Origin of the sequence: Alloalcanivorax xenomutans, assembly GCF_032810065.1 — a bacterium.
Lineage (GTDB): Bacteria > Pseudomonadota > Gammaproteobacteria > Pseudomonadales > Alcanivoracaceae > Alloalcanivorax > Alloalcanivorax xenomutans.
Window position 1 is genome coordinate 878,053 of record NZ_CP136538.1, and the last position, 26,515, is coordinate 904,567.

Genomic DNA, 26,515 nt, shown 5'->3' on the forward strand with positions numbered 1-26,515 from the left:
AACATGCCATTCAACCTGGAGAATCGTTTCGATCCGGTGGAGCGGGTCAGCGTGGATGAGCTCAAGCAACTGCAAGTGGAGCGTCTTCGTTGGAGCCTCACGCATGCCTATAACAATGTGCCGTTCTATCGAAAGGCGTTCGATGATGCCGGTGTTCATCCTTACGATCTGAAATCGTTGGACGACCTGCGTCATTTCCCGTTCACCACCAAATCGGATCTGCGCGACAATTATCCGTTCGGCATGCTCGCCACGCCCATGCGGGAAGTGGTGCGGGTGCACGCCTCCAGCGGTACCACCGGAAAGCCCACGGTGGTGGCCTATACTCAGAACGACATCAATAACTGGGCGGATGTGATGGCACGTTCCATCCGTGCCGCCGGAGGTCATGCCGGCGACAAGGTGCACGTGGCCTACGGCTATGGCCTTTTCACCGGTGGTCTGGGCGCCCATTACGGTGCCGAGCGCCTTGGCTGCACAGTGATTCCCATGTCCGGCGGCCAGACCGAGAAGCAAGTGCAACTGATCCGCGATTTCGAGCCGGACATCATCATGGTGACACCGTCCTACATGCTCAACATCGCCGACGAAATGGAACGGCAAGGCATGAACCCGCGCGAGTCCAGTTTGCGGCTGGGTATCTTCGGCGCCGAGCCATGGACCCAGACCATGCGCGAGGAGTTGGAAAGCCGTCTCGGTATCAGTGCGTTGGACATCTACGGTTTGTCCGAAGTAATGGGGCCGGGCGTTGGCATGGAATGCATCGAAACCAAGGACGGCCCGACCATCTGGGAAGACCACTTCTATCCGGAAATCATCAATCCGGAAACCGGAGAAGTGGTGCCGGACGGCGAATACGGTGAACTGGTTTTCACCTCCCTGACCAAGGAAGCACTGCCTATCGTGCGTTACCGGACCCGCGATCTGACCCGGCTGCTGCCCGGCCAGGCCCGCCCCATGCGACGCATCGATAAAATCACCGGCCGCAGCGACGACATGCTGATTATCCGCGGCGTGAATGTTTTCCCCACCCAGGTGGAGGAGCAGATTCTCAAGATCGAGGATTTGGCTCCGCACTATGAAATTCATGTGGAGAAGGACGGTAATCTGGACTGTGTGACGGTGCGGGTCGAGCGCAAACCGGAGTCCTCCGCCGAAGCGGCGGATGTGGCCAGGGCGCTGCAGCAGCGGGTGAAAACCCACATCGGTATCAGCACCAAGGTGGAGGTGGCCGATACCGGCTCGCTGGCGCGTTCCGAAGGCAAGGCCAAGCATGTGTTTGATCGGCGTCTGAAATAGGGGGGAACCTGAGGAGGGGCGCTGGGGATTCAGGCGCCTCGAAAAGCCGGCGTGGGATAGAAAGGCTGGTTCACTTGGCGGTAATGAAGTACCTCGCGTCGGCCTTTGGCAGGGGAATGCGTGCTTCCATGCAAAACTGCCGTGGACTCCCAGGTACACAGTAAAGTGACAGCTCTCCACTGATCTCTTCAATGCGTGTGCGCATGTTGCTGAGTCCACGGCCGGGTAGGCCGTCGCTCCATTCAGAGCAAGAAAAGCGGTTCACTTCATTGCACAGCAGTAAACAGAGCTCTCCCTGCTGGTCCAAGTGAGCATTAAAAGTCAGCGTGTTTGGCACGCCATGTTTGAGCGCGTTGGTGACCGATTCGTCCAGGATACGCCGCAGGTTTATGTAGTGACGCGGGGGCAGGGAGGTTTTATCCATATCGCCTGATATTGACCAGTTGAGGTCGAAGCGCGGCCCCAGTCGCTCCCGAAGGTCTCCGTACCAGTCCTCGAGTAGCGCCTGAAGATCATAGCAGTGTCTGTGATCCAGAGCGTGAATCGCCTCTCTCAAGGCGGTTAGGGCGTTGCGCGCCAACTCTTCGTTATGTTCGTTAGGGGCGGTGTGTATCAGGGTAAGAAGACGCCCACCAACATCATCATGTAAATCCCTCATGATCCTTTGGCGCTCCTGGATGGCGCCGGCTTCGCGTGCTTGCCTTACATTGTTGATCCGCTTCGCGGTTGAAACCAGCGCTTGAGCGATCTCGGTATCCCGCTTGCCGAAGAGTCGGCGGCCTCCTTGCCCATAGAGCAGACAGAGCCCACCTGAAGGCGTGCCTGGCGAGGGAAGGAGAAGCCGGGAACCATTTCCGGCAAGGCGTGCCTTTTCAATGGTTTCGTCGATCCGGTCGAGAGAAAGGGGCTGGAATACTTTCCGGAGTAGCTCCTGCCAAAGCGGGAAGGCGCGATCATCGGGATTGCTGTATAGCGCTTCGACGAAGTCCGGAAGATGACGCTCCATGTTTACTTCCGAGGAAGCGGCCAGCCGCCGCCACAGCCACTGCCGAACGGGGAAATAAACCCAGCCCACCGCGATGACGGAGAAGGCAAGTGCATGGGCATGATTCAGGCCGAAGGCGGAAATCACCAGGATATCCACCAGAACCACGGTGAGACCACCGAGAAACCAGGCCCAGGCGGTAAACCACCATCGCTCCAACTGGAATAACCGGTAACGGAGAATGCCCAGTGCGAAACCCAGGTATAAGGTGACCACCAGTCCTACCATAGTGGCGGGGTTGGCGATGGGGCTTACCTTGAAGGCCACGGGCAGGAAATACACCACCAACCCTGCCCCCATGGCGATAAGGATTGAAAGGAAAACCCAGCGCAGCGCGGCACGGTCCAGCGGATTGTTCCTGGCGCGTCGCCACTGGGATACAACGAGAGTTATGCCAAGGGGATAGTAGAGCACCAGAGGCAAATAGAAGCTGTGTAGAGGAAGATCCAGCATCTGGGTGTTTTCGTTGATTTGCTGGAGCACGACCGCGGTGGTGATAAGGAAAATGAGCTTCGAAGCATGTTTCAAGGGCTTCGGGTAGATGATCAACAGCACAAGAAAGGCAACAAGAAGAAGGTGAACGCCAATATGGTTCAGTCTCATCAAGGCGTCGAATTGCCATGCGGGCAAGGCGAGTTCGCGGACTTCCCACAAGCTATGTTGCCAGGTGGCCAGGAACATGCCTGAGCCGGAAATGGCGAGCAGGCGAGGCGGCCAGTTGGCGGGTAAAAAAACCCATACTGAAAGGCCGATCAGAAAAGCAATCAAGCCATAGGTATGTAGCAACCAGAACGTCCACGGAAGGGATGACAGTGGGCGATGAAGCGCGGGCTCAAACGTCAGAGGCTGGTCGTTGTTGACTATCAATGTCACGGTGGGTGCGCGGAGGGCTTGTGCTATCTGGTTTTCCACGTCGAGATAGGTGTTGTAGTGCTGGAAGGTGGGCTCGGCGTGGGGTTGGAGATGGTGATCATAACCTTTTAGCGAAAACGGGCGGCCGTGAATGATCAGAGCGCGTATGTGGTCGCCGGGATGCAGTCGTCCAGCCAAGGGGCCCCGTTGATCGACCTTCGTTACCTGTAGTCCTTCGGTGTCAGCGGGTATCAGCTTCACGCCAAGCCAAGGCCCGCGTGTGGCCAGCCAGGTGGCAAGTGCTATGGTTGCGAGGAGAAGGAAACTGGCTATTAAAAGCGTCTGAAGGGGGGCAAGCCTCCATCGTGACGTGTCAGAGATCATTGTTTATGACCCCCAGTCGTGCCGCTTGCAGCGCGGCTTCGGCACGGCCGGAAACGCCCAGTTTCCGATAAATAGTCTTGGTATAGCCGGCCACGGTGTTGGCGGTGATATCCAACGCTTCTGAGATTTCTCCGCGGGTAAAGCCTCTGGCGAGTAAACGCAGTACATCCGTTTCTCTCTGGGTCAGATCGGGGACCTCCTCGGGCAGGGAGGTGCGCCGGAAGTGCCGGAGAATTCGGCGGGCCACGCTGGGAGAAAGGGGCGGTTCCCCACGGGCGATACCTTGCAGTTGAGCCAGTAAGCGGGTTCGAGGCTGGTCTTTCAGGATATAGCCAAGGGCTCCGGCTTGCAGAGCGGAGAAAAGATGATTGTCGTCATCATAGATCGTTGCCATGACGATATAGGTGTCCGGTGCCGTGGCCTGCAACTCGGTTACCAAATCCACGCCGCTACCGTCGGGCAGGCTGATATCAACCACGGCCAGGTTGAAATTCTCCTTGCTGGCCTTCGCGCTGGCATTGGATAGCGTATCCGCTGTTACCACGGATATACCGGGGAATGCCTGCCGAAGCAGGTCCGTGAGCCATTCCCTGCTTTCCCGGTGATCCTCGACAATGAGCGCCGTTTTCATTGGTCTTCCCGTCTCCCCCGATTACCCGAACACATATACCACATCGCACTCCATTTATTCACATCGGGAACCGTATCGGCGGCCCCGTTGCCCGCCCATCCCCCCTTTGAGTGTACCCGTTTGTGGGATTGGGCTTACGGCGGTGTCTCTCTATGCTGCGATGACCGATGACCATGAAGGGCAGGACGTCCTTGGCACCGTCCCTTCCTCTTGTGGTTAGAGTGGCATTAAGGGAGAGGTTTGATGAAACAGAAAGGGATTGATCTGTTGATGTGTACGATTCAGGGCGCGGTCTTGGTCGTATTTCTCACGGCGAAAGCTGAGTCGGCGGGCGCTGACACTCTGGAGGGGGAATTGGGCGGAGAATCCCGCTCCTGGCATGTGTTGCGTGACGGTCAAACATCCACTGCCCGCTTTTCAAATGTTGCTCCCGGGGTGGTGGTGTACCAGGTGCAGGGCCATGCGGAGAAAAAGTTCGCGATAGCGGAATCCGTGGCGCTCTCCTTCACCGCGATGAACGGCCGCCTTATCGGCACTCCGGAAGTGTCCTACTTTCCCGAAAACAGTCTTTTTCCGGTGTATAGCAATCAAGCCGGGGGAAAGCTCACTCTTGAGCACCTGAAAAGTGGAGAGGATACGGTGGCGGTCAAAGGGCGCTACCAGGGCTCCCTGGAGCGTTTGGAGGGCATCGGCAAAGATGCCTCCGGCGGCGATTCGCTGACTCTGGATCTGTTCTTTGATGTGCGTCTACGACCGGGGGATGAGCAGGAGTGAGAGGCGTTTCGTGTGGTCCCGCCTGAGGCGGTCGCCACGATAAAACTGGAAATCGTCCGATGGAAAAAGGCCGGGTTCATATCAACAGGGGAATATAAGGAATAAAGCTATGAATAATGATGGAAAAGTATGGAAGGGTGCGGCCGTATTGGCACTGGGTGTTGCCATTGCCGCCTGTGGCGGCGGAGGTGGCGGTTCGGCTAGTGGCGGGAATGTTTCAGGAGGTGATGATCCCGGTGATGGCTCAGGTGGCGGGGCCGGAACGCTGTCCGGCCTGACCGGTGATGCCGACAATCAGGATCTATTGTACTTCAGCCACTCTTACGAGACCGGAGAGAACCCGGGTACTGGCCAAACCATGTATCGTTCGGTGCTTTACGCCCTGGACCCGGCCAACCCCGAGGTGCCGACAGCGCTGCCGCTGGATACCCGGGATTCCGCGCAGGGTGATGATATGGGGCGAAGTCACTATGTGCCGCTCTATGAAGCGAACATTGATGCGAGCGATGGTAGCGTCAGCGATTACCGTGTGGCGGACGTGCTGTTTCTGCATAACCGCTTGAACGGCAGCGAAACCTCCGAGGGCTTTGCCCGGGTGGGCGCGGAGGTGGGGGCGCCCGACCCGGTTCGGGTGTCGTCGGAAACCTATCTTGGTGCGGCGGTGACCGGCGCCGGCACCCTGGTTCGCCAGAATTACTCGGACTCGGGCGATGCGGCGGTGGTGTATGGCTTGCCAGGTAATGAAAAGCGAGTGCGGATGACCTTTGGACTAGGCGATGCGCCAGGGTCAAGTGGTGGAGGAACGGTCCATCATGTTGTTGATATTGATGCCTTTGGTGCAAATGATTCACTGAACAGGCAGACCTATCTTGTTCTCAGTGACTATGGCGGCACTCAATGTGATGAGGGTTACCGGCTGGCCATGGATCATATGTACCCCGAAGGTGGTAACAGTATTTCCAATACAAACCTGCTGCCAGGCGGCAGGGAAGCAAAAAGAGCGGTTCCGCTGGGTGGCCCGCTGAACGATGGCTCCCAATATCTGGTCATTGATACGGTTATTGATACGGGTATTACCGGGCGCCCTTGTCTTTCCGAAGGCGGCACTCTGTGGCGTTACGACGCCACCCAGCCATTTGAAAAATTGGTTCAGGTGCTGGATGAAAACAATGAGCCTCTGGTTTTCCCCGAGGGCATTGCCGGAGGGGCGGTAGTGCCTCAGGCACGGCATCTGACCCGGGAAGGCGACGTGCTGTATTTCGGTATCGCTGAACTTTTCGGTATGACCCCACAAGATATCTACCGGGTGGAAGGCGAGGGTTGGTCCGTGTTGTCCGAACAGGAACAACCGCTTGGCTGGGAGCTTGGTTTTATCATTGCTGATGAAGGGCGGGTGGTGGCTTCGGCTGGCAATGGCGTGGTGAGCTGGAACAGCCAGGGCGGTGATCGAAAAGTGCTGGATACCACCGAGGCGGACTGGAGCGGCAGTATCCAGAGCGAGGTGCTTGGCAGCCGCGACGGTTGGATCTTCTATACCCGTGCGCACATCACCGGTCGTGATGACGCGGTGGCCAGAAAGATTGACGGCAGTGATGCCGTGGTGATCGAGGACGCCCGCTGGATCGGTGCTTCTCTCAGCGGTAACGGCGACGCCATCAGCAATATGACAGAGCTGAGCGAGGTGTTTCTGGAAACCAATGACAGGGAAATCGCCGCCGTCAGCGCCGCCGATCCCAAGGCGGGATATGTGGTGCTGGGCCAGCATAACGGCCAGTGTGAAGCCGGCGTTTGCTATTCCGCTTCCATGTACGGTCTGGCCCCTGGCCCGCACCGCCTGATTCAGGTACAGCGGGATGACGACACCACCGAGGTGTATTACGCCAACACCCGTGAGCAGGGTTCCTTGCGCAAAGTCATTGACGACCCCACCGGCGAGCAGCGTCCGGTCACGGGCTTCTAATTCAACCACCTTGGTATAACAAGCCGGATACGCCTGCTGGTTCTTGCTCCATGCTCCCAATACCCGGGTGAGTGGGGCAAGCCGCGGGCGGTCCTGGGAGGGGAAAATAATGACATTGCGTATTTGGGCCATGTTGCCAGTGTTGATGTTACTGGTCGCTTGTGGTGGTTCATCATCCAGCGGGCCGGCTTCGTCAGGCGCTTTACCGGATCATGACGAGCCTCCGTTGGAAGATCCCGAGCAGGACAATCCCCCGGAAGAGCCGTCCCCGCCGGAAGGTGGGCCGTTGGCGGGAGTGGTGCAAAAAGGGCCTTTTCAGGCGGGATCCAAGGTAACGCTGGTGCCATTGATTCTGGGGGGCGTGGATGAAGGTGCGCGAGTTCTGGAAACCACGGTGGACGAGCAAGGCCGCTATGCATTTGCGGCGACCGGGCTGAGCGGCCCGGCATTGCTGAAAGTTCAGGGCTATTGGTTCGACGAGCGTAACGGCCGGTTCAGTTCGGAGCCGATAACGCTGAGAGCGGTGGTGAACGTGGCGGACGGCAAGGGCAACATTAATCCGCTCACGGATTTGATCAGCGCGCGCTTGCAAGCGGCTTTGGCGGAGCATGATGACGATTATCCGGCGGCGCTGCAAAGCACCCTGTTGGAATACCACGCGCTGACGGGGCTGCGCATGCCGCCGGGGGCACTGGACATGCTGAAAGGGTTTATCGTCGGCGAGACGCTGGATGTGGCCTACTATCAGGAAGTCGGCCTTTTGCCGATGATTCTGTCGGCAATGGCACAGGGGGGCATGGAAGGGCTGGCGGCGGCGCGGGAAGGCTTTGCCGCCGGTGGCGCCGAGAATGAAGAGGCCCGCGCGTTCTGGCGGACCATGTGGACGGGCTATGCCGAACTAATAGCGGAGCATAATGACGAGAGCGCGCTTCTGACCCATCTCCAGGGACATCTGTCGGGGCAGTACCCGCACGCCTCGGGGGAGGCGTTTCCGCCTTATTTGGGCGGTGTTCAGAGCCTGTTGGCAGGGTACGCGCCCAGTTGCTCGCCGGGGCCGGACGGAAGTCATTCGGAGCATAACCGGCGCCTGTGTCTTGGTGGCGACGGGCAGTCGTTGATGGTCGGCGGTGAGTATGGGCAAGCCGGGCTCTATCTGGATGCGCCGACGGACGCCAGTTATCGGGTTGTCGTGCAGCAGTCCGATCCCGTTCCGAATGATGCGCCTGTCTATCTGGAGAGCGTTTCCGCCGGTAATGGCAATGCCAGGCTTTATGAGCAGTGTCAAAACCACGGCAATTGCTCGGTGGCGACCTCGGCCAGAAGACAAGGTAGTCGGATGTATTTTCGCATCCGAACCGGGGGCGAAGCTCGTCAAGTACGTGTTTATGTGGAGCGCCTGGGAGACGGGCACCCGCAGCAACCGATGGTGATTGCCCCGGATCGTGTGCCACACCATGGCAAAGCGGGAATCCGTGATGGCAGCAGTACACCGCCGTTGACACACTCGGCATATGCCACGGAAAACAGCTTCTCGCACTACTTCTTTTATGTCGGCGTGGGGGGCAAAACCCTGGTGGTGGATAATTTCCTCTGTGGCGATGAGGCGTTGCCGCCGGCATGGGGCATGGAAATGCTGTTGGCGAAGGTCAGTGGGCAGGGCTATGAAACGGTGGCATCGAGCCCGGGAGCCCGGAACTGCGAAGGGATTCGTCATGATATCGTCGCGGGGGAAACCGGATTGTACTATCTGCGAGTTCATCCGGATTACGAACGCGCAACGGGAACCCAGCCGTCCTCCGTCAGTCACGATTATCGTATTCGTCTGTTACCGAGGTAGTGCCGGGGGGCGCGATTCGCCCTTATCCGGCGATCATCTAACCAGTCCCATCACCCAGTCCCGCACCGCGGCGATACCCTGCTCCCGTAGCCGTTCCTTTGGATAGACCAGGTGGAATGGCTGCGCCAGCAGTTCCGGTCCAAACGGTTGCACCAGGCGGCCGCTGCGCAGTTCATCCCGAATCAACTCCCGGCTCATCAGCGCTATACCCTGACCGTCCAGGGCGGCGCTGACGATGTGGGTGTCGTCCGAGAGTGCCAGACCGGCATCAATATCCAGACCCTCGACCCGGGCCCGTTTTTGCCAGGCGGGCCAGCCCAGTAGCGCTCCGGAGTTGGTGGAGGGCTGGTAGTGCAGCAGGGTGTGATGGCGCAGGTCGTCATGGTCGCGGATGTTCAGCGCCGGACTGCAGGCGGGCACGAAGACATTATCAAACAGCTTTTCCGCTTCCAGTCCGGGCCACGGGCCGTGGCCATAGCGGATTGCCATGTCGGCGGCGATGCCGTCCAGTGGCAGTACGTCATAAGTCACCTGAAGGCTCAGATTCAGGTCCGGTTGTTCTTCTCTCAGATAACAGACATTGGGCAGCAGCCAGCGCGCCGCCACCGACGGAATGGTGGACAGGGTGACGCTTTGTCGCTGAGGTGTCTGTCTCAGTCGTGACGCCACGTCATCAATGGCGTCGAAGGCGTCGGTGCATACCGCTCGCAGCGCCTGCCCCTGGGCGGTGAGAGTCAGTTGCCGTGGGCGGCGTATGAACAGGGGGACGCCCAGATGCTCTTCCAGCTGCCGCAGTTGGTGGCTGATCGCCGTGGGCGTTACCGACAGCTCCTCGGCGGCTTTTTTGGCGCTGCGCAGGCGTGCGGTCGCTTCGAAGGCGCGCAGGGCGGATAGCGGGGGCAGGCGTCGGGCACTCATGGATGTTGCCTATATGGATGAGTTTTATTTTCCGGAATCGACAAAAAAACGTCGTTTGTCGCGGTTGTCAGGCTCTGGCTTTATGGGGTTCATGTCAACAACGATTGAATTAATCTCATTCAATAAGGAGCAGAGCCATGACCACGTTATTGCATCTCGACGCCAGCCCCCGTCCCGGCCGTTCAGGGACTGACGAGCACGGCTCCCATACACGCCGTCTGACCGATCATTTCGTCACGCAGTGGCGGCGCCTGCGGCCTGGAGACGCGGTGATGCGCCGGGATATCGGCGCCCGGCCTCCGGCGCTGACCACTGTGGAGTGGATTCAGGCCGCGTTCACCGCCCCCGACCGTCATCAGCCCTGGATGAAGGAGGTGCTGGCGGAAAGCGATGCCCTGGTTCAGGAAGTACTGGATGCGGACATTCTGGTGCTGGGGGTGCCCATGTATAACTTCAGCTATCCCGCCGCCTTCAAGGCCTGGATCGACAATATTGTGCGGGTCGGGCGTACCGTGGATTTTGACCCGTCCAATCCGGAAGACCCGTTCACGCCGCTGCTTGCCGACCGGCCCCGCCATGCGGTGATTCTGTCCTCGCGGGGCGGGTTCGGCATGAATCCCGGTGGACCGCTGGCACATGTGAATCATCTGGAAGCGAGCATTCGCACCGCGCTGGAATTCATTGGCATCGAACGTTTCCACGAGATCGCCATTGAGCACCAGGAGGAGGGCGGCGAGCGCCTGGAGGCGTCCATCGCCGATGCGCTGTCCCGGGTGGATGCCCTGGTGGATGAGCTGCGGCGAATCCGGGAGCCGGTGCCGGCCTGCGCCTGACTAAGAGAGAAGGTCCCGATGTTCTTGTATCATCTCCTTGTGTTGTGAGCGGAGCGCGGTAACACTGGCGCCGGCCTTGTAGCTGGCGATTACCAGCAACGGCCATCAGATGAGGAGTGGCAATGTACACGGGACAATGTTTATGCGGCGGGGTGCGCTTCCGCATCGAGGGGGAACTGGCTCCGGTGCAGGTCTGCCATTGTTCTCAATGCCGGCATGCTCAGGGGGCACCCTTCGCCACCAATATTCCGGTGTCCACCAGCGCTTTTCACCTGGACGCCGGAGAGGCGCTACTGAAGGGCTTCGAGTCCACCCCGGGCAAGGAGCGGGTGTTCTGTGGCCACTGTGGTTCGCCGCTGTTCAGCCGCCGGGCCGATCTGCCGGATGTGGTGCGGATCCGCGCCGGTCTGATCAACGAGCCGCTGGATGTGCGCCCTGTCTGGCATGCTTACACCGCCTCCAAGGCCAACTGGTGGCCGATCGATGACGATCTGCCCTGCTATCCCGAAGGTTACCCCGGGCGGCGTTGAGAGCGCCGGATTTGGCTCCAGCCCCCTGGACGTTTATCATTTGCCGCGCCTGAGAGCCTGTTTCGGGGCTCTACGCCTTCGCGGCGGTCTGTCCCTGTCCGCCCGGACCATTCAGAGGTACCACCATGTTTACAGGCATTATCGAGGCCCAGGGCCATATCGACGCCCTGATTCCCAGCAACGGTGACGTGACCCTGCGCATCCAGAGCGCCGACCTGGATTTCGCCGATGTGCGGCTGGGCGACTCCATCGCCGTCAATGGCGTATGTCTGACCGTGACCGAGCTGGCCGGCGGCGACACCTTTTCCGCCGACGTCTCCGGTGAGACCCTGGCGCTGACCTCGCTGCGGCAGCTCAAGGCGGGCAGCCGCGTCAACCTGGAGAAGGCGATGACTCCGTCCACGCGCATGGGCGGTCATCTGGTCAGCGGTCATGTGGATGGTCTCGGCAAGGTGGTGTCCCTGACCCCCGATGCCCGATCCGTGCGCATCGACATCGAAGCGCCGGCGGAACTGGCCCGTTATATCGCCAAGAAGGGTTCGATTACCGTGGATGGCATCAGCCTCACCGTCAACGAGGTGGATGGCCGGGTGTTCTCTCTCAACATCATTCCCCACACCCAGGACGTGACCACCATTCAGGACTGGAAAGCGGGCACGCCAGTGAATCTGGAAGTTGATATCATTGCCCGTTACCTGGAACGGTTACTGCTCGGCGAACGGGCGGCGGAGCCCGGTTCCGGCGGCATCACCATGGCGATGCTGGCGGAACATGGTTTCGTGAAGTAAAGCATCAGCGACGACTCATCAGGGACCGGCCCGGCGCCGGTCCGCAGGCAGGTTTGAATTATGCAGCTCAACAGCGTTGAAGAACTGATCGAGGATATCCGTCAGGGCCGAATGGTGATCCTGATGGACGATGAAGACCGGGAAAACGAAGGCGACCTGGTGATGGCGGCCGAGCATGTGACCGCCGAGGCGATCAACTTCATGGCCAAGTACGGGCGCGGGCTGATTTGCATGCCCATGTCCAAGGAACGCTGCGAGCAACTTGATCTGCCGCTCATGGTGCGCGCCAACGGCAGTGGTTTCGGCACCAAGTTCACCGTCTCCATCGAGGCCCGTGAAGGCGTCACCACCGGTATTTCCGCCGCTGACCGGGCGCGCACCGTGCAGGCCGCCGCCGCCCGTGATGCCAAGGCGTCCGATATCGTCCAGCCCGGGCATATCTTCCCGCTGATGGCCGAGCCCGGCGGCGTGTTGCGCCGTGCCGGTCACACCGAGGCCTCCTGTGATCTGGCGATGATGGCGGGGTGCGAGCCGGCGGGGGTGATCTGCGAAGTGATGAACGAAGACGGCTCCATGGCCCGGCGGCCGGATCTGGAGGCGTTCGCCCAGGAGCATGGCCTCAAGATCGGCACCATTGCCGACCTGATCCAGTACCGCGCCCTCAATGAACAGACCGTGGAACAGGTCAGTGAGCACCCGCTGGAGACCTGGTACGGCGACTTCCGCCTGGTGGCGTTCCGCGACACGGTGGACGGGCACGTACACGTGGCGCTGGTGAAAGGCGAGATCACCGAGGACCGGGAAGTGACGGTGAGGGTGCATCAGGTGGACCCGCTGCGGGACCTGATGAGCGCCAAGATCGACGGCCGTACCGGCTGGAACATGCACCGGGTGCTGGATGCCGTGTCCCGCGCGGAGTGCGGGGTGGTAATCATCCTTGGTCAGGACGACGAGGCGGCGGCACCGACCTTGAATCGGATCGAGGCGTTTTTCGACGGCACCGCCACGCAGCCAAAGGGGCAGTCCCGGGCCTACCGCAACATCGGCACCGGCTCACAGATTCTCACCGCGCTGGGGGTGCGTAAAATGCGCTTGCTCAGCTCGCCAATGAAGTTCAACGCGCTGTCCGGCTTCGGCCTGGAGATCGTGGAATACGTGGACGCGGAACAGTAGACGCTGGACGCGAGTCGCCGGACGCGAGACGCTGAACCCCAAAAGCGTCAGGCGTCGGGCCTCCAGCGTCTGGCCATCAGTAGACACCACCGTAAGCACTGGCGTTACCTGGTGCGGTGGGTTAGCAGGATGGGATTATGCAAGACATCAAAACCTTTGAAGGCACTTTGAGCAATGTGGGCGGCCGTTACGCCCTGGTGGTGGCGCGTTTCAACAGTTTCGTGGTGGAAGCGCTGCTGGCTGGCGCCGTGGACACTCTGGTGCGGCACGGCGTGGAACGCGCGGATATTGAAATCATTCGCGTGCCGGGGGCCTGGGAGCTGCCGGTGGCGGTGAAGAAAGTGCTGGAGAAAAGGGATTATGACGCCGTCATCGCCCTCGGCGCGGTGATTCGCGGTGGTACCGCGCATTTCGAGTACGTCGCCGGTGAAGCCGCCAAAGGTATCGCCGCGGTACAAAACAGCACCGGTGTGCCGGTGGCGTTCGGCGTCCTTACCGTGGACAGCATCGAACAGGCCATCGAGCGCAGTGGTACCAAGGCGGGTAACAAAGGCGCGGAAGCTGCCTTGTCCGCTCTGGAAATGGTTTCTCTGTTCAAGGCCCTTTAATGACCACTCCCGCTTCGTCCTCCACCCCCGCCGCCCGTCGCAAAGCCCGGCGTTACGCCTTGCAGGCGTTGTATCAATGGCAACTGGCGGGGACCACGCTGAGCGATATCGAGGCTCAGTTTCTGGCCCAGAACGACATGAGCAAGGTCGATCGAAGCTATTTTCATGACCTGCTCCACGGCGTGCCCGCCCGGGTTTCTGATCTGGACGAGTCGCTGAGGCCCTTTCTGGACCGCCGGGTGGAAGAGTTGTCCCAGGTGGAGAAGGTGATCCTGCGAATCGGCGCCTTCGAACTGCGGGAGCGCCTGGATGTGCCTTATCGCGTGGTGATCAACGAAGGTATCGAGCTGGCCAAGGTATTTGGCGCCGATGATTCCTTCAAGTACGTCAATGGGGTTCTGGACAAGCTGGCCCGCCGGGCGCGCGCGGCGGAAACCCGGCCCGGCGGCGCCGCGCCCGACGATCCGCCGCCTTCCTGACGCGCTTTTCCCGACCTTTCGTTCATGAACAGGAGCTGGCATGGACGAGTTCGCTCTCATCCGCCGCTACTTTCATCATCGCCAGGGCGAGGACGTGGTCCTCGGCCCCGGCGATGACGCCGCCCTGCTGTCGCCCCCGGCCGGTGAGCAACTGGTGATGACGTTGGATACCAGTGTCGCCGGCCGTCATTTCCCCGAGGATATGCCCGCCGCGGATATCGGCTACCGCTGCCTGGCGGTGAACCTGTCGGATCTTGCCGCCATGGGGGCCACGCCCCGCTGGTTTCTGTTGTCCCTGACCTTGCCGGAAGCCGATCCCGACTGGCTGCGCGATTTCAGCGCCGGCCTGTTCGAACTGGCCGATCAGGCCGGCATCTCTCTGGTGGGCGGTGACGTGACCCGGGGGCCCTTGAACGTTGCCATTCAAGCCACCGGTTCGGTATTGCCGGGGCGCGCGTTGCGCCGGGATGGCGCCCAGCCGGGCCAAACCCTGGCGGTCACCGGCGTGCCCGGGCAGGGCGGGTTGGGGCTGCGTCACTGGCGGGCCGGTGTTCGCGATTCGCAAAGCGCGCGGCATTTCGCCCGCCCGCGCCCCGCGCTGGAGTGGGGAGCGGCGCTGGCCGGGCGTGCCGGTGCCGCTCTCGATGTGTCCGACGGCCTGTTGCAGGATCTGGGGCATATTCTGAGCGCCAGCGGCGACCTGGGGGCGGAGCTGGTGCTGGCGGACCTGCCGGTGAACGACGAGCTGGCGGCGCTGGAGGCGGAAGACCGTTGGGCGCTGCAACTGTCCGGCGGCGATGATTATGGTCTGCTGTTTACCTGGCCGGCCGGTGTCGCGGTCCCGGCAGGGGCCCGGGCCATCGGCCGGATCACCGATGGCCCGGGGGTACGATTGCATTATCCCGATGGGCGCGTGAGCGACGCGGAACCCGGTGGCTGGCGTCACTTTTAGCGGTATGGATATCTAGATGGATATCACCAATCCGGTCCATTGGTTTGCTTTCGGTTTCGGCTCGGGGCTGTCGCCAGTGGCCCCGGGCACCGCCGGCAGCGCATTGGCGTTGCTATTGTGGTGGTGGCTGGCGCGTTTGCCGATGCCCTGGTACTTGCTGTTGGTATTGGCGTTGAGCCTGGCCGGAGTGTGGATCTGCGGCAGTACCAGCGGTCAGTTGGGGCTGCATGATCCGTCGGCCGTGGTCTGGGACGAATGGGTCGGCCTGTGGCTGGCGCTGGCCGGTCTGCCTCGGCGCTGGTGGTGGGGGACCGCCGGGTTTGTAGTGTTTCGTCTCTTCGATGTGATCAAGGCCGGGCCGGTGGGCTGGGCGGATCACGCTATGCCCGGCGGTTGGGGTATTGTCGCGGATGATCTGTTCGCCGGGGTGATGGCGCTGGCGGTGCTGTGGTTGTTTCGCGCCGTATGGCAGCGGTGTTCCCCTTTGCGGTGACCGTTTGTGGGGCAAACTGTGGGAGCCAGCCTGCTGGCGAATACGGTCGCTGGCATTGGGATGCTCGCTTGCAGGCAAGCTCCTGCAGCGGCTCCGTAGCCCCTTCTGTGGGAAGCTGCCTTGGCAGCGAATGCCGCGCTTACGCCCGGTTGGGCAGGGCCGCGTCCAGCCGTTGCAAGCGGTCCCGAATCCGGCGCTCGACCCCGGCGGCATCCAGGCCATGGTCGGCCAGCAACGCTTCCCGCTTGCCGTGGTGGACGAATTCATCCGGTAACGCCAGATTCAGCACCGGCATCACCACGCCTTCGTCCATCAGCAGCTCGTTAACCGCCGAACCGGCGCCGCCCATGCGTTGATGATCTTCCAAGGTGACCAGCAACGTATGGCTGGCGGCGGCCTCAAGGATCGCGTCGCGGTCCAGTGGCTTGACCCAGCGCATATCAAGAACGGTGGCGTCCAGGGCCTCGCCGGCCTCCCGGGCGGCTTCGCCCAAAGCGCCGAAGGACAGAATCGCCACCGGTCCCTTGCCTTCCCGCAGCACCCGGCTCTTGCCCAGCGGCAGCGGTGTCATGGTGTCTTCAATGACGGCGCCGGGGCCGGTGCCGCGTGGATAGCGGACCGCCGCCGGCCCCTGGTGCAGCCAGGCGGTGTAGAGCAGTTGCCGGCATTCATTTTCATCGCTGGGCGCGGCGATCACCATATTGGGCACGGTGCGCAGGTAGGCCAGATCGAAAACGCCGCCATGGGTGGCGCCGTCCTCACCGACGATGCCGGCGCGATCCAGGCCGAAGGTCACATCCAGCTCTTGCAGGGCGACATCGTGGATCAACTGGTCGTAGCCCCGTTGCAGGAAGGTGGAATAGATCGCCACCACCGGCTTCTGACCTTCGCAGGCGAGACCGGCGCCCAACGTCACCGCGTGTTGTTCGCAGATCGCCACGTCGTGATAGCGGTCCGGGAAACGGTCACGGAACGCCACCATGCCCGAGCCTTCACACATGGCCGGGGTAATCCCCACCACGCGCGGATCGCGCTCGGCCATGTCGCACAGCCACTGGCCAAACACGTCCTGATACTTCGGGCCCTTGGCCTTGGCCGGTTTGGCTACTTCCACCTTGGCTTTGGGTTCGATCTTGTTGAGCGCGTGGTAGCCCACCGGGTCCGCCTCGGCGGGAGCGAAGCCCTTGCCCTTGGTGGTGTACACGTGCAGAAGCTGCGGCCCTTCCAGGTCGCGCATGTTCTCCAGGGTGGCGGTGAGCTCGTCCAGGTCGTGGCCGTCGATGGGGCCGATGTAGTTGAAACCGATGGCCTCGAACAGCATGTCCGGGCTCACCATGTTCTTCATGCTCTCCTCGGTGCGACGCACGAAATCCCAGGCCGCCGGCATTGCCGACAGCACCTTCTTGCCCCCTTCGCGCAGCGCGATATAGGTCTTGGAGGCCCAGATGCGTGCGAAATAGTTGGCCAGACCGCCCACGTTGTGGCCGATGGACATGGTGTTGTCGTTGAGGATGACCAGCAGGTTGGCGCGGGTGTGCGCGGCGTGGCTGAGGGCCTCGAACGCCTGACCGGCGGTCATGGCGCCATCGCCGATCACCGCCACGGTGCGCCGTTCCTTATCGCCCTGACGGGCGCCCAGGGCCATGCCCAGAGCCGCGCTGACCGAGGTGGACGAGTGGCCCACGCCGAAGGTGTCATAGGGGGATTCGCTTCGTTTGGGAAAGCCGGACAGTCCGTGTTGCTGACGAATGGAGGTCAGTGCCTCGCGGCGGCCGGTGAGGATCTTGTGCGGATAACACTGGTGGCCGACGTCCCAGACCAGACGATCATGGGGCGTATCGAACAGATAGTGCAGTGCCACGGTCAGCTCCACCACGCCGAGGCCGGCGCCGAAGTGGCCTCCGCTGCGGCCCACCGCGAACAACAGGTAGGCACGCAGTTCGTCCACCAGTTGTTCGAGCCGGTGTGGCGCTAGCCGGCGCAAATCCGCCGGTGCGTTGATGCTGTCCAGCAGCGGCGTGGCCGGGCGGGTGAGCGGGATGTCGGTAAAGGTCTTTGGCATAACTGCCTCTGAACGGAGCTGCGATGTTCCGCCGCCGGCGGCCGGTCCAGGCCGAGGGTGCGGAAAAACGTCATTATAACGGGGTTGTGGCAACCCCGTCAGTGACCGCGGCGGACGATGTAGTCGGCCAGATCCAGTAACGGCCGGGCCGCTTCACCATGACCCTGCAAGTGCCCGCGGGCCTGCTGGCAAAGGGTTTGGGCCCGTTCGCGGCTGGCCTCCAGACCGATCAGAGCGGGGAAGGTGCTTTTACCCTGTTTTTCATCCGAGCCGCTGGGTTTGCCCAGTTGAGCCGTATCCACGGTGACATCGAGGATGTCGTCCTGAATCTGAAACGCCAGACCGATGGCGTCGCCGAAGGCCAGCAGAGCCTGCTCCAGGGCCGGGTCCGGGCGGTTCGCCGCCAGATACCCCAGGTGCAGGCTGGCGGTGATCAAGCGGCCGGTCTTCAGATAATGCATGCGTTCCAGGGCGCTGACTTGCTGCAAGCGGCCCTCGGCTTCCATGTCCTGCATCTGGCCCGCCGCCATGCCGGCGGCCCCGGCGGCCCCGGCCAGGGTGCGTACCATGCCGACCCGGGTGGCGGCGGGGTAATCGCCGGCGTCGCCAAGCAGCTCGAAGGCCAGCGTGAGCAAGGTATCGCCGGCGAGAATCGCGGTGGCCTCGTCGAAGGCACGGTGGCAAGTGGGTTGGCCACGGCGCAGGTCGTCGTCGTCCATGGCCGGCAGGTCATCGTGTACCAGCGAATAAGCGTGGATCAGCTCCACCGCGGTGGCTGGGGCATCGGCCTGTTCCGGCGTGCCGCCGCTTAACTGGCAGGCGGCGTAGACCAGCAATGGACGGATCCGCTTGCCGCCGGCCAGGGCAGCGTAGCGCATGGCTTCGGCGAGGCGCGGTGCATCGCAGGCGGCGGGTTCCGGCAAATAGCGGTGCAGTGCCTGTTCCAGGCGGGCGCGGGCGTCGTCGGCGAAAGACCCCAGGCCCAGATTGTCATTGGCCATCGGGGGTCTCGAAGGGGGCCGGTTCGGCGCCCGGGTCCTGTTCCAGGAGGATCTGTACTTTCTGTTCGGCCCGGGACAGCGCCTGTTGGCACTGGCGGGTGAGTTTTACCCCTTCCTCGAAAGCGCGCAGCGACTCTTCCAGAGTCATCTCGCCGGATTCCATGCGTTCCACCAGAGCTTCCAGATTATCCAGGGATTCTTCCAATTGCGGGACTTGCTTGGCCATCGTTTTCCTCCGTGGGCGGCGCAACGTTAACGGAGGTGTCAGGCCGGGTCAATTGGTGGTGGTGAGCCCGGTGCCGCGGAGAATCGGGGGGCCTGCAAGGTGCCGTCATACCAGGGAGCGCGGCTGTCGAAATGAATGTGGTCGTCCGGCTGCCGGTCCGGAGCCTGATCCAGGCTGCCGGCGGGGACGATGAAGCCGTTGCCGTCCCGGCTTTGATGCGGCACCGGCGTGCCGCAGTGGCGGCAGAATGCGCGCGCGAAACGCTGTGCCTCCGGCAAGTCAAAACGTTGTATCCGCTCTTTGCCGGCCAGCCATTCGATCTGGTCATTGCCGATAAAGAGGTTGGAGGCATGGGCGCTTCCGGTGGCGTGCCGGCAGCGGCTGCAGTGGCAAAGGTGAAACTGCTTGAATGGGCCGGAAACCCGGAAGCGGACCTGCCCACACAGGCAGCGGCCCTGATAGCTTGTCATGATGTTCCCCGGTGATGGTTGATAAGCGAATTATGGCCTATTGAACGCTGGCACAAGATGCCGTGGCAATCACTATCCCGCGCTTCAGGGGCATCCTCAAGAGGCAGTTCGTGGGTTTAGCGGGAGGATGGCTTTTTCCTTTAAATTCAATGCAGTTGGAGAGCTTCTGGAATGTCCTCGCCGGGGCTGGGAATGAGCAGGCGTCATTGATTCCAAATAGGTCTAACAGGGGGCTTCCGGGGCTCCGATGGGGCGCCTATAGTGAAATGCCCGCCGGCCGCCGCAAGCCGCTTCTTCCTCTGATCTCCTTTCCCTATGGCGTCTCGCTTGCGGTACCGGCGGGGGCTCTTGCCCCGCTTGTTGTGTTACCTCACCGCTTTATTCTCTGGACCCCAGATGCCGGTTCATTCGGGTCATTTTGCATCTTTTATCTGTCCCCTTATTTCAGGCTGTTTATTTCCCGCCGCCGTTCCCTTTCGATAGAAAAGTCGGCCTGGCCGACAGTAAACAATAATAAGAGAGGGGCTGAGCAATGGTGGGCGCCAATTCCACCTACGAGATCCATGTGTTCATTGGTTGTGCTCTCGCTGTCGGTGAGGCGACGGAAGAGGGCAGGGTGGGGGCCTGGCAGCCGCTGATGGTGTTCTCCCGCCAATACCGTCTCTGTGGATACCACGATTATTCGCGCATGGAGCGGGTGGCCAGGGAACATGGGTGGGCCGAGGTTCTCGTCGCCCGGGATGGGGTTCTCATCGAAGGGCAGTTGCACCAGGCCCGGCCGGCGGTGCGTGACGCGTTCGAGCGGGCGCTGACGACGGGCGGGGCGGTGCTGGTGTACACGGAGTGGGAAGGCAGCGGCTTGCCATTGTCCCAGGGCTAAGAGGGGTCGGTTTCCTGCAGGCGATAACCGTAGCCGTACACGGCATTGAGCTGCCAGCCGTGTTCCGGGGTCAATCCCAGCTTGCGGCGGACACGGTAGATATGCACATCCAGAGTGCGTGACGAGAACTGTTCGTCTTTACCCCAGACATACTCGTATAAATACGCTCGGGCCAATGGGCGGCCGAGATTGCTGAACAGCAGGAAGGCCAATCGGTATTCCTGATGCGTCAGTTTGACCGGCTGACCATCCCGGTGAAGGGTGTGGCGATTCACGTCGAATACGATGTTGCCGTGGCTGGGGTCTTCCTCCCGTCCTTTCTCCACACTCAGGGGGCCGTTGCGACGGCGCAGCACGGCGATGGCCCGTGCCTTCAGTTCCCGCGCCCGGAACGGTTTGTTGATGAAGTCCTCGGCGCCGCCCGTCAGGGCCTCGACCACGTCCTGCTCGCTGTTGCGTACGGTGAGCATGATCACCGGAGGCGGTGATTCCAGGTACGAGGTGAACCAGGTAAGAACTTCCAGTCCGCTGCCGTCCGGCAACTCCCAATCGAGAATGGCCAGATCGAAGGTGTGGCGTTTTGTCGCCTGGATCAATTCCTTGCAACTGGAAAAGGTGGAGATCTTCAGTGAGATTTTATGGCGCCCCCATGGACCAGTCAGGGCCTGACTGACCTGGGCCAGTACCGCAGGCTCGTCATCCAGTATGGCGATATGCATGGTCCCTGTTCCCTCTCAAGTGACACGGTGCATTGTTATATGGAGTCATGTTTCCTCGGCGTTGACAGAATTTTTCGGCACGCCTGTTCGAATTGTTATCCGACCCGGGCCGCGGCGGGGGATCAAAGCGTTATTTTTATTAATGTTTTGCATCCACGCCCTTTGTTGCGATTTGCGGCAGGGCGGGATCAGGCGTGTCCGGGGCGGCTTTGCCCGGGCGGAATGTTAGGACGGTGAATCGATAAAGTCATCCAAGATAAGGCAAAAATTGTTAATGCATTTTATGCTTATTTGAATGGATGAAAAAGAAAAGACCTGATATTAAAGCATTACTATTTTTTACTATTGTACGCATTTAATCGTATATTCCGTGATAAATATAAAATAACTGTCAACAGAATATGAACAATGGTTTCGGACTGTTGTTTGTTTGTTGCTCCCAATCCATTCTCCCGCCCCGCAGTCTACCGACCACGTCACATAATCGCATTTCTTGATGGCGCTTGGTACTGAACCCGCGGGGCAAAGTCCCAGGGCGGTAGGCCGCAAGGCCGCGGAACGGCTCCCGAACAGGCGTGCCGGTCCCAAAATACGTTATCAGGATGGGATGCATCTGTTATGAAAATGAATAAAACCGCTATTGCTCTGGCAGTTTTCGGCTTGACCGGTGCTGGTTCCGCTCTCGCCGCGGACGGCACCATTACCTTCAACGGTAAAATCACCGACCAAACCTGTGAAATCACCACCCCGGGTGGCACCGATTTCACCGTAACCCTGCCGACCGTGTCCGCTCAGACGCTGGCCGCCGCCGGTGAAGTTGCTGGTCGTACTCCTTTCGCCATCAACCTGTCCAACTGCTCCGCCGGGCAAGTGGCGACCTATTTCGAACCGGGTCCCACCGTGGACTACAACACCGGCCGTCTGAACAACCAGATCGACGCCGCCAGCAATGGTGCCACCAACGTTCAAATCCAGCTGCTGGGTGAGAACAACGGCTTCCTGCCGGTGCTGGCCGCTGGTGCCAACGGTGCGCAAACCAACTCCCAGTGGGTAACGGTTGCCAACGAAGGTGACGGCGCTGATCTGAACTACTACGCCGAGTACTACGCTACCGCCGCCGCTGGCGCTGGCGACGTCTCCACCAGCGTTCAGTACACCATTATCTATCAGTAATCCCCATGGTTTCCGCGGGCCGGCTTGCCGGCCCCGGACACTTTCTTGTCTGTCCTTCCAGGTTTCGGGTGGTGGCTATGCAGCGTTTTCTCCTTTGCTTGTTGTCATTCACATTGCTGGCCGCGGGTGTAGCCGCGCAGGCCGCCGTGGTGATCGGCGGTACCAGGGTGATTTATCCCGGTGGCGATCGTGAAGTCTCGGTGCAACTGACCAATGACGGCGAAAACCCGGCCCTGGTGCAAGTATGGATCGACGCCGGCGACGCCGACGCCGCTCCGGAACAAAGCGATGTGCCTTTCATCGTGCTGCCGCCGATTTCCCGTGTGGAAGCCGGCAGCGGTCAGGTTCTTCGAATTTCCTTTACCGGTGGCAAGACGCCGCCGGAAGACCGCGAGTCCGTGTATTGGTTGAATGTGCTCGACATTCCGCCGGCACCGAAAGCCGAAGAAGGGATTCCCCAGAATTTCCTGCAGTTGGCGGTTCGCTCGCGCATCAAGCTGTTTTACCGGCCCAAGGGGTTGAGCGGTAAAGCCAACGACGCTCCGGAAAAACTGCAGTGGTATCTGTCCCGCTCCGGCGGACAAGCGGTACTCAAAGCAAAAAACCCCACGCCTTACCACGTCACCGTCAGCCGTCTGGAAATCCTCCGTGGAGAAAGCGCGCTGGTCCCGGTGCCCGTGGACGAGGGCATGATCGCCCCCGGTGGCAGCCTGGAATTCCCCTTGCCCGCTAATGCGCCGGCCGCGATTGGCCAGGTGCGTATGACCACTATCAATGACTTCGGTGGTCGGGTGGCCCGGGATGTGCCGGTGGGCCGTTGATCAAAAAACGCCTGAACAAAAAAACCATGGACGCGGGGTGTCTCATGAATCAAAAGTGCGTTGTGTCACGCCGGACGGTCAGTTTGAGTGCCGGTGCCCAATTGCTTGGTGGTCTGGCTCTGCTGACCTGGACGCAGGCCGTGCTGGCTCAAACCGGGACTCAGGTAGCGGCGGCCTCCTTCAATAGTGATTTCCTTCGCGGTGCCGCCAAGGATATGGATGTCTCCCGTTATGCCCAGGGCAATCCGACGCTGGCGGGTGACTACTATCTGGATGTCTACGTCAACGGCTCCTGGAAGGGCCGTAATGAACTGGCGTTTCGAGCCGCCCCCGGTGAAATCAACGCGCACACCTGTTTTACCCTGAGCATGCTGTCCGGTTATGGCGTGGACGTCAGCACCATTGAGGGGGTCGGTGACGCGCTGAGCGATGAGTGCCGTTCCCTGGAAGGCTGGTTGCCGGGCGCCCAGGCCCGTTTCGACAGCAGCAACATGCGTCTGGATATCAGTATCCCGCAAGCCAATATGCGCCGCAGCGCGCGTGGCTATGTGGATCCGGCGTTCTGGGATCCGGGTATCAATGCCGGTTTCCTGAGTTACAACTTCAACGCGCTGCGTACCGAAACCCATTACGGCGGTAATGACAGCACCTACGACAATGCCTACTTGATGCTCAACAGCGGCATCAACATCGGTGCCTGGCAATTGCGGCATGATTCCAATGTGTCACGCCGTGATGGGCAGGGCACTGACTGGCAGAACACCGCTACCTATCTGCGCCGGCCGATTCCGTCGATCCGTGGCATGGTGACCGTGGGCGACGCTTACACTGAAGGCAACCTGTTCGATTCCATGGGCTTCCGTGGAGCCCGTCTGGCGTCCGATGATCGCATGCTGCCGGATTCATTGCGCGGCTATGCGCCCACCGTTCGTGGCGTGGCGGAAAGCAACGCGGTGGTGGAAGTACGCCAGAACGGTCAGGTGATCTATCAGGCCACGGTGCCGCCGGGACCCTTCGTCATCGATGATCTGTACCCCACCGGTTATGGCGGCGACCTGGAGGTCACCGTTACCGAAGCGGATGGCCGTATTCGTCGATTCAGCCTGCCTTTCGCCTCCGTGCCGCAGATGTTGCGTCCGGGCATATCCCGGTACAGCGTCACCGCCGGCAAGGTGCGCGAAACCAGCCTGGATGATGATCCCTGGTTGATGCAGGCCACCTACCAAAAGGGCCTGACCAACCGGCTGACGGGTTACACCGGGGCCACGTTCAGTGATGACTACCAGGCTTATCTGGCCGGTGTCGCGGTGGGCACGCCCGTTGGTGCCTTCTCCGCCGATGTCACCCATGCCCGTACCGGCTTCGATCGCTATGGCGATCGCAATGGCCAGAGCTACAAACTGGGCTACAGCAAATTCATACCCGATACCGGCACCAATGTGACGGTGGCGGCCTACCGCTATTCCACCTCCGGTTACCTCGGGTTGCGTGACGCCATCATCGCCCACGATTACGAAGATCGTCAGTTGGGGTTCGATGCGGTGCGTCGTCAGCGCAGTGAATTCCAGCTCACCGTGAATCAGACCCTGGGCGCCGGTTTGGGGGCGATGTATTTCACTGGTTCCGTTCGTGATTACTGGAAAAGCGAAGGGGAAACCACGCAATACCAGGTGGGGTACAACAACAACTATGGGCCTTTCCATTACGGTTTCTCGGCGCTGAAGACCGAGGACGAATTCGGCTACGACGACACCCAGTACAACTTCAACTTCTCGGTGCCATTGGACAACGTGGCTGGCAACGCCAGCCTGATCGGCTCCGGGACCATGCGTGACAGCGCCTACGAGAGCAGCCGTCTGGGTGTCTCCGGCAGTGCCGGCGTGGACGGCAACATGACCTATAACGTGGCGGTCAGCCACCAGGATCAGAGCGGCGCCACCGGTGAACTCAGCGGTGAATACCGGGCACCCTATGCCACGCTGCGGGCCTCTTACAGCCATAACGACGACTTTACGCAGATGGGGGCCGGTGTCAGCGGCAGCATGGTGGCGCACAGCGGCGGTGTGACGCTAACGCCTCAGCGTGGTGAAACCATGGTGTTGGTGGAAGCGCCGGCGGCCGCTGGGGCTCGCGTGACCAACATGTCCGGTGTGCGCATCGATAAACGCGGCTACGCGGTGGTGCCGTACGTTTCGCCTTACCGCTTGAACTCGGTGACGCTGGATCCCAACGACATGTCCACCGAAGTGGAGCTGAAGACCAGTAGCCAGCAAGTGGCGCCCTACGCCGGGGCCGTGGCCAAGCTCACCTTCGATACCGTCAGCGGTCAGGCGCTGCTGATCAAGGCTAAAGGACCGGAAGGTGAACCGGTTCCATTCGGCGCTGAAGTGTACGACGAGGCCGGTCAGCCGGTGGGGCTGGTGGGCCAGAGCGGCCGGGTCTATCTGCGTACGGAAAAAGAGAGCGGCCGTCTGAGCGTCAAGTGGGGCGAGGAAGCGAACCAGAGCTGTGACATCGACTATCGCGTGCCGGAGTCCGATCAGGACGCAAGCGCGGCCCGCGCCTACCATCATCTGGAGGCCCGTTGTGAGTAAGAAGTGGATCAAATGGATCGGACGGCAGGTCGTGATGTTCGTGGCCACCATGGTGCCGGTAATGAGTTGGGCCGCGTGTAATGTCAATTACGGGGTACAGGCCCAGGACATCAATATGACCATGGGACAGGTGACTCTGACTCCCAATGCGCCTGTGGGTACGGTTCTGGCGATGAAGGAATTCCCGATTAACCGGACCGGCACCATCGTCAATTGTAATTGGGGTGGCGGTTATCTGATCGGGGAGACATTGATCGGCAGTCCAAGCAGCTATGATCCCAAGATTTATACTACCAACGTGGCGGGTATTGGCATCCGTCTGTCGCGACGCCTGGATTCGGAGAACTCCACTGTCGTATATCCTCACCAGTTGTTCCGCAATGGAAATGTCTATCTGAGTGGTGGGTATTTCCGGGTGGAAATCATCAAGATCGCGGAGCAAACCGGTTCAGGGACACTGGTCTCCGGCCGTTACACCCGTTACTACGGCGACGGTACCGGAGCCAGCCGTCCGATCCTCACTTCCACGCTGGATGCCAGCGCCATCACCATCGTCTCCTCCGCCTGTGAGGTGGATATGGGCTCCCGCAATATTGCCGTGGATTTCGGCACGGTATCCCGCTCCATTTTCGCCGGTGTCGGCAGCACCAATACGGAAAGGGAATTTCAGGTGGGGTTGTCCTGCGTTGGCCCCAGTCATGGGCAGGACACGGTGAAGCTGTCTTTCGGGTACAGCCCGGATCCCAGTGGCGCGGCTGGTGTCATCAAGATCGATGGTGGCACCGAAGCCGCCAGTGGCGTGGGCATTCAATTGCTCGATAACCGCACCTCCACGCCCATCGCCAATGGCGATCGTGTCGAACTGGGTACGGTGACGCCTGGGGACCATCAATTCCAACTGCCCCTGAAGGCCCGTTATTACCAGACCGCTCCCATCGTCAACGGCGGTGAAACCCGGGCGATCGCTACATTCACCATCGAATACAACTGACTCCAACGCCAACAGCGAGGGA

At 60.8% G+C, this 26,515-nt stretch carries 25 protein-coding genes; 17 read left to right on the forward strand and 8 right to left on the reverse strand.

What is annotated here, in order from left to right:
* The first annotated feature begins 3 nt into the window (after window positions 1–3).
* A complete protein-coding gene (paaK, locus tag RYH70_RS04155; RefSeq protein ID WP_097057457.1) occupies window positions 4–1,299 on the forward strand; it encodes a phenylacetate--CoA ligase PaaK in 1,296 nt (431 codons plus the stop codon).
* Between the two features lie 70 nt (window positions 1,300–1,369).
* Here the strand turns inward: paaK and RYH70_RS04160 are convergent, their stop codons facing one another.
* Both RYH70_RS04160 and RYH70_RS04165 read right to left on the reverse strand, forming a co-directional pair.
* Window positions 1,370–3,580 carry a sensor histidine kinase gene (locus RYH70_RS04160; RefSeq protein ID WP_233924617.1) on the reverse strand — a complete coding sequence of 737 codons (2,211 nt, stop codon included), beginning with the start codon at window positions 3,578–3,580 and terminating at the stop codon, window positions 1,370–1,372.
* The gene (locus RYH70_RS04165; RefSeq protein WP_317009816.1) at window positions 3,570–4,211 is read right to left on the reverse strand and encodes a response regulator transcription factor; all 642 of its coding nucleotides are present in this window, start codon (window positions 4,209–4,211) and stop codon (window positions 3,570–3,572) included. The genes RYH70_RS04160 and RYH70_RS04165 overlap by 11 nt, the downstream gene beginning before the upstream one ends.
* 243 nt (window positions 4,212–4,454) lie before the next feature.
* On the opposite strand from RYH70_RS04165, the gene RYH70_RS04170 reads away from it, so the two are divergent.
* The 3 genes from RYH70_RS04170 to RYH70_RS04180 all read left to right on the forward strand — a co-directional run bounded on the left by RYH70_RS04170 (window position 4,455) and on the right by RYH70_RS04180 (window position 8,782).
* Window positions 4,455–4,985 (forward strand): hypothetical protein, encoded by a 531-nt coding sequence (locus RYH70_RS04170; protein ID WP_022993785.1) that lies wholly within the window; start codon window positions 4,455–4,457, stop codon window positions 4,983–4,985.
* Between the two features lie 109 nt (window positions 4,986–5,094).
* On the forward strand, window positions 5,095–6,945 hold the full coding sequence (locus tag RYH70_RS04175) for a hypothetical protein (RefSeq protein ID WP_317009817.1): 1,851 nt from the start codon (window positions 5,095–5,097) through the stop codon (window positions 6,943–6,945).
* Window positions 6,946–7,054: 109 nt separating this feature from the next.
* A complete protein-coding gene (locus RYH70_RS04180; RefSeq protein WP_317009818.1) occupies window positions 7,055–8,782 on the forward strand; it encodes a hypothetical protein in 1,728 nt (575 codons plus the stop codon).
* A gap of 33 nt (window positions 8,783–8,815) precedes the next feature.
* Here the strand turns inward: RYH70_RS04180 and RYH70_RS04185 are convergent, their stop codons facing one another.
* Entirely contained in the window at window positions 8,816–9,700 is an 885-nt protein-coding gene (locus RYH70_RS04185) for a LysR substrate-binding domain-containing protein (RefSeq protein ID WP_317009819.1), read from the reverse strand.
* Between the two features lie 137 nt (window positions 9,701–9,837).
* Between RYH70_RS04185 and RYH70_RS04190 the strand changes: the two genes are divergently transcribed.
* The 8 genes from RYH70_RS04190 (at window position 9,838) to RYH70_RS04225 (ending at window position 15,556) form a co-directional block, all read left to right on the forward strand.
* Window positions 9,838–10,533, forward strand: a complete 696-nt coding sequence (locus RYH70_RS04190) for an FMN-dependent NADH-azoreductase (protein ID WP_233924613.1) — start codon at window positions 9,838–9,840, stop codon at window positions 10,531–10,533.
* Between the two features lie 122 nt (window positions 10,534–10,655).
* Entirely contained in the window at window positions 10,656–11,063 is a 408-nt protein-coding gene (locus RYH70_RS04195) for a GFA family protein (RefSeq protein WP_026949477.1), read from the forward strand.
* A gap of 125 nt (window positions 11,064–11,188) precedes the next feature.
* A complete protein-coding gene (locus RYH70_RS04200) occupies window positions 11,189–11,851 on the forward strand; it encodes a riboflavin synthase (RefSeq protein ID WP_022993778.1) in 663 nt (220 codons plus the stop codon).
* A gap of 60 nt (window positions 11,852–11,911) precedes the next feature.
* Window positions 11,912–13,024, forward strand: a complete 1,113-nt coding sequence (gene ribBA / locus RYH70_RS04205; protein ID WP_022993777.1) for a bifunctional 3,4-dihydroxy-2-butanone-4-phosphate synthase/GTP cyclohydrolase II — start codon at window positions 11,912–11,914, stop codon at window positions 13,022–13,024.
* A 137-nt stretch (window positions 13,025–13,161) separates the two neighbouring features.
* The gene (gene ribH, locus RYH70_RS04210; protein ID WP_014993227.1) at window positions 13,162–13,632 is read left to right on the forward strand and encodes a 6,7-dimethyl-8-ribityllumazine synthase; all 471 of its coding nucleotides are present in this window, start codon (window positions 13,162–13,164) and stop codon (window positions 13,630–13,632) included.
* The gene (gene nusB / locus RYH70_RS04215) at window positions 13,632–14,111 is read left to right on the forward strand and encodes a transcription antitermination factor NusB (RefSeq protein ID WP_026949478.1); all 480 of its coding nucleotides are present in this window, start codon (window positions 13,632–13,634) and stop codon (window positions 14,109–14,111) included. Before ribH ends, nusB begins: the two co-directional genes overlap by 1 nt.
* Window positions 14,112–14,151: 40 nt before the next feature.
* Entirely contained in the window at window positions 14,152–15,063 is a 912-nt protein-coding gene (gene thiL, locus RYH70_RS04220) for a thiamine-phosphate kinase (protein ID WP_080530488.1), read from the forward strand.
* Between the two features lie 16 nt (window positions 15,064–15,079).
* Window positions 15,080–15,556 (forward strand): phosphatidylglycerophosphatase A family protein, encoded by a 477-nt coding sequence (locus RYH70_RS04225; protein WP_026949480.1) that lies wholly within the window; start codon window positions 15,080–15,082, stop codon window positions 15,554–15,556.
* Between the two features lie 139 nt (window positions 15,557–15,695).
* On the opposite strand, the gene dxs is transcribed toward RYH70_RS04225, so the two are convergent.
* From dxs to RYH70_RS04245, 4 genes are all read right to left on the reverse strand, one after another.
* Window positions 15,696–17,618, reverse strand: a complete 1,923-nt coding sequence (gene dxs, locus RYH70_RS04230) for a 1-deoxy-D-xylulose-5-phosphate synthase (protein WP_026949481.1) — start codon at window positions 17,616–17,618, stop codon at window positions 15,696–15,698.
* 98 nt (window positions 17,619–17,716) lie between these two features.
* Window positions 17,717–18,619: a polyprenyl synthetase family protein gene (locus RYH70_RS04235; protein WP_051414449.1), complete on the reverse strand. Its 903-nt coding sequence runs from the start codon at window positions 18,617–18,619 to the stop codon at window positions 17,717–17,719.
* Entirely contained in the window at window positions 18,609–18,845 is a 237-nt protein-coding gene (locus tag RYH70_RS04240; protein WP_317009820.1) for an exodeoxyribonuclease VII small subunit, read from the reverse strand. Before RYH70_RS04240 ends, RYH70_RS04235 begins: the two co-directional genes overlap by 11 nt.
* Before the next feature lie 38 nt (window positions 18,846–18,883).
* Window positions 18,884–19,315, reverse strand: coding sequence for a GFA family protein (locus RYH70_RS04245; protein WP_051414450.1), 432 nt, complete (start codon window positions 19,313–19,315; stop codon window positions 18,884–18,886).
* A gap of 532 nt (window positions 19,316–19,847) precedes the next feature.
* On the opposite strand from RYH70_RS04245, the gene RYH70_RS04250 reads away from it, so the two are divergent.
* Window positions 19,848–20,195: a hypothetical protein gene (locus RYH70_RS04250; RefSeq protein ID WP_022993769.1), complete on the forward strand. Its 348-nt coding sequence runs from the start codon at window positions 19,848–19,850 to the stop codon at window positions 20,193–20,195.
* Here the strand turns inward: RYH70_RS04250 and RYH70_RS04255 are convergent.
* Window positions 20,192–20,914 carry a response regulator transcription factor gene (locus RYH70_RS04255; protein ID WP_026949833.1) on the reverse strand — a complete coding sequence of 241 codons (723 nt, stop codon included), beginning with the start codon at window positions 20,912–20,914 and terminating at the stop codon, window positions 20,192–20,194. The two genes, RYH70_RS04250 and RYH70_RS04255, sit on opposite strands and share 4 nt — an antisense overlap.
* A gap of 618 nt (window positions 20,915–21,532) precedes the next feature.
* Here RYH70_RS04255 and RYH70_RS04260 point away from each other — a divergent pair.
* From RYH70_RS04260 to RYH70_RS04275, 4 genes are all read left to right on the forward strand, one after another.
* Window positions 21,533–22,087 carry a fimbrial protein gene (locus RYH70_RS04260; RefSeq protein ID WP_097057443.1) on the forward strand — a complete coding sequence of 185 codons (555 nt, stop codon included), beginning with the start codon at window positions 21,533–21,535 and terminating at the stop codon, window positions 22,085–22,087.
* 77 nt (window positions 22,088–22,164) lie between these two features.
* Window positions 22,165–22,908: a fimbrial biogenesis chaperone gene (locus tag RYH70_RS04265; RefSeq protein ID WP_022993766.1), complete on the forward strand. Its 744-nt coding sequence runs from the start codon at window positions 22,165–22,167 to the stop codon at window positions 22,906–22,908.
* Window positions 22,909–22,952: 44 nt separating this feature from the next.
* The gene (locus RYH70_RS04270; protein ID WP_317009821.1) at window positions 22,953–25,502 is read left to right on the forward strand and encodes a fimbria/pilus outer membrane usher protein; all 2,550 of its coding nucleotides are present in this window, start codon (window positions 22,953–22,955) and stop codon (window positions 25,500–25,502) included.
* Window positions 25,495–26,493: a fimbrial protein gene (locus RYH70_RS04275; RefSeq protein ID WP_317009822.1), complete on the forward strand. Its 999-nt coding sequence runs from the start codon at window positions 25,495–25,497 to the stop codon at window positions 26,491–26,493. Before RYH70_RS04270 ends, RYH70_RS04275 begins: the two co-directional genes overlap by 8 nt.
* The last annotated feature ends 22 nt before the right edge of the window (window positions 26,494–26,515 follow it).

Excerpts from the sequence above, each read along its gene's own strand:
- paaK (WP_097057457.1), top strand. The coding sequence starts at position 4 with ATGCCATTCAACCTGGAGAATCGTTTCGATCCGGTGGAGCGGGTCAGC.
- RYH70_RS04160 (WP_233924617.1), bottom strand. The coding sequence starts at position 3,580 with ATGATCTCTGACACGTCACGATGGAGGCTTGCCCCCCTTCAGACGCTT.
- RYH70_RS04165 (WP_317009816.1), bottom strand. The coding sequence starts at position 4,211 with ATGAAAACGGCGCTCATTGTCGAGGATCACCGGGAAAGCAGGGAATGG.
- RYH70_RS04170 (WP_022993785.1), top strand. The coding sequence starts at position 4,455 with ATGAAACAGAAAGGGATTGATCTGTTGATGTGTACGATTCAGGGCGCG.
- RYH70_RS04175 (WP_317009817.1), top strand. The coding sequence starts at position 5,095 with ATGAATAATGATGGAAAAGTATGGAAGGGTGCGGCCGTATTGGCACTG.
- RYH70_RS04180 (WP_317009818.1), top strand. The coding sequence starts at position 7,055 with ATGACATTGCGTATTTGGGCCATGTTGCCAGTGTTGATGTTACTGGTC.
- RYH70_RS04185 (WP_317009819.1), bottom strand. The coding sequence starts at position 9,700 with ATGAGTGCCCGACGCCTGCCCCCGCTATCCGCCCTGCGCGCCTTCGAA.
- RYH70_RS04190 (WP_233924613.1), top strand. The coding sequence starts at position 9,838 with ATGACCACGTTATTGCATCTCGACGCCAGCCCCCGTCCCGGCCGTTCA.
- RYH70_RS04195 (WP_026949477.1), top strand. The coding sequence starts at position 10,656 with ATGTACACGGGACAATGTTTATGCGGCGGGGTGCGCTTCCGCATCGAG.
- RYH70_RS04200 (WP_022993778.1), top strand. The coding sequence starts at position 11,189 with ATGTTTACAGGCATTATCGAGGCCCAGGGCCATATCGACGCCCTGATT.
- ribBA (WP_022993777.1), top strand. The coding sequence starts at position 11,912 with ATGCAGCTCAACAGCGTTGAAGAACTGATCGAGGATATCCGTCAGGGC.
- ribH (WP_014993227.1), top strand. The coding sequence starts at position 13,162 with ATGCAAGACATCAAAACCTTTGAAGGCACTTTGAGCAATGTGGGCGGC.
- nusB (WP_026949478.1), top strand. The coding sequence starts at position 13,632 with ATGACCACTCCCGCTTCGTCCTCCACCCCCGCCGCCCGTCGCAAAGCC.
- thiL (WP_080530488.1), top strand. The coding sequence starts at position 14,152 with ATGGACGAGTTCGCTCTCATCCGCCGCTACTTTCATCATCGCCAGGGC.
- RYH70_RS04225 (WP_026949480.1), top strand. The coding sequence starts at position 15,080 with ATGGATATCACCAATCCGGTCCATTGGTTTGCTTTCGGTTTCGGCTCG.
- dxs (WP_026949481.1), bottom strand. The coding sequence starts at position 17,618 with ATGCCAAAGACCTTTACCGACATCCCGCTCACCCGCCCGGCCACGCCG.
- RYH70_RS04235 (WP_051414449.1), bottom strand. The coding sequence starts at position 18,619 with ATGGCCAATGACAATCTGGGCCTGGGGTCTTTCGCCGACGACGCCCGC.
- RYH70_RS04240 (WP_317009820.1), bottom strand. The coding sequence starts at position 18,845 with ATGGCCAAGCAAGTCCCGCAATTGGAAGAATCCCTGGATAATCTGGAA.
- RYH70_RS04245 (WP_051414450.1), bottom strand. The coding sequence starts at position 19,315 with ATGACAAGCTATCAGGGCCGCTGCCTGTGTGGGCAGGTCCGCTTCCGG.
- RYH70_RS04250 (WP_022993769.1), top strand. The coding sequence starts at position 19,848 with ATGGTGGGCGCCAATTCCACCTACGAGATCCATGTGTTCATTGGTTGT.
- RYH70_RS04255 (WP_026949833.1), bottom strand. The coding sequence starts at position 20,914 with ATGCATATCGCCATACTGGATGACGAGCCTGCGGTACTGGCCCAGGTC.
- RYH70_RS04260 (WP_097057443.1), top strand. The coding sequence starts at position 21,533 with ATGAAAATGAATAAAACCGCTATTGCTCTGGCAGTTTTCGGCTTGACC.
- RYH70_RS04265 (WP_022993766.1), top strand. The coding sequence starts at position 22,165 with ATGCAGCGTTTTCTCCTTTGCTTGTTGTCATTCACATTGCTGGCCGCG.
- RYH70_RS04270 (WP_317009821.1), top strand. The coding sequence starts at position 22,953 with ATGAATCAAAAGTGCGTTGTGTCACGCCGGACGGTCAGTTTGAGTGCC.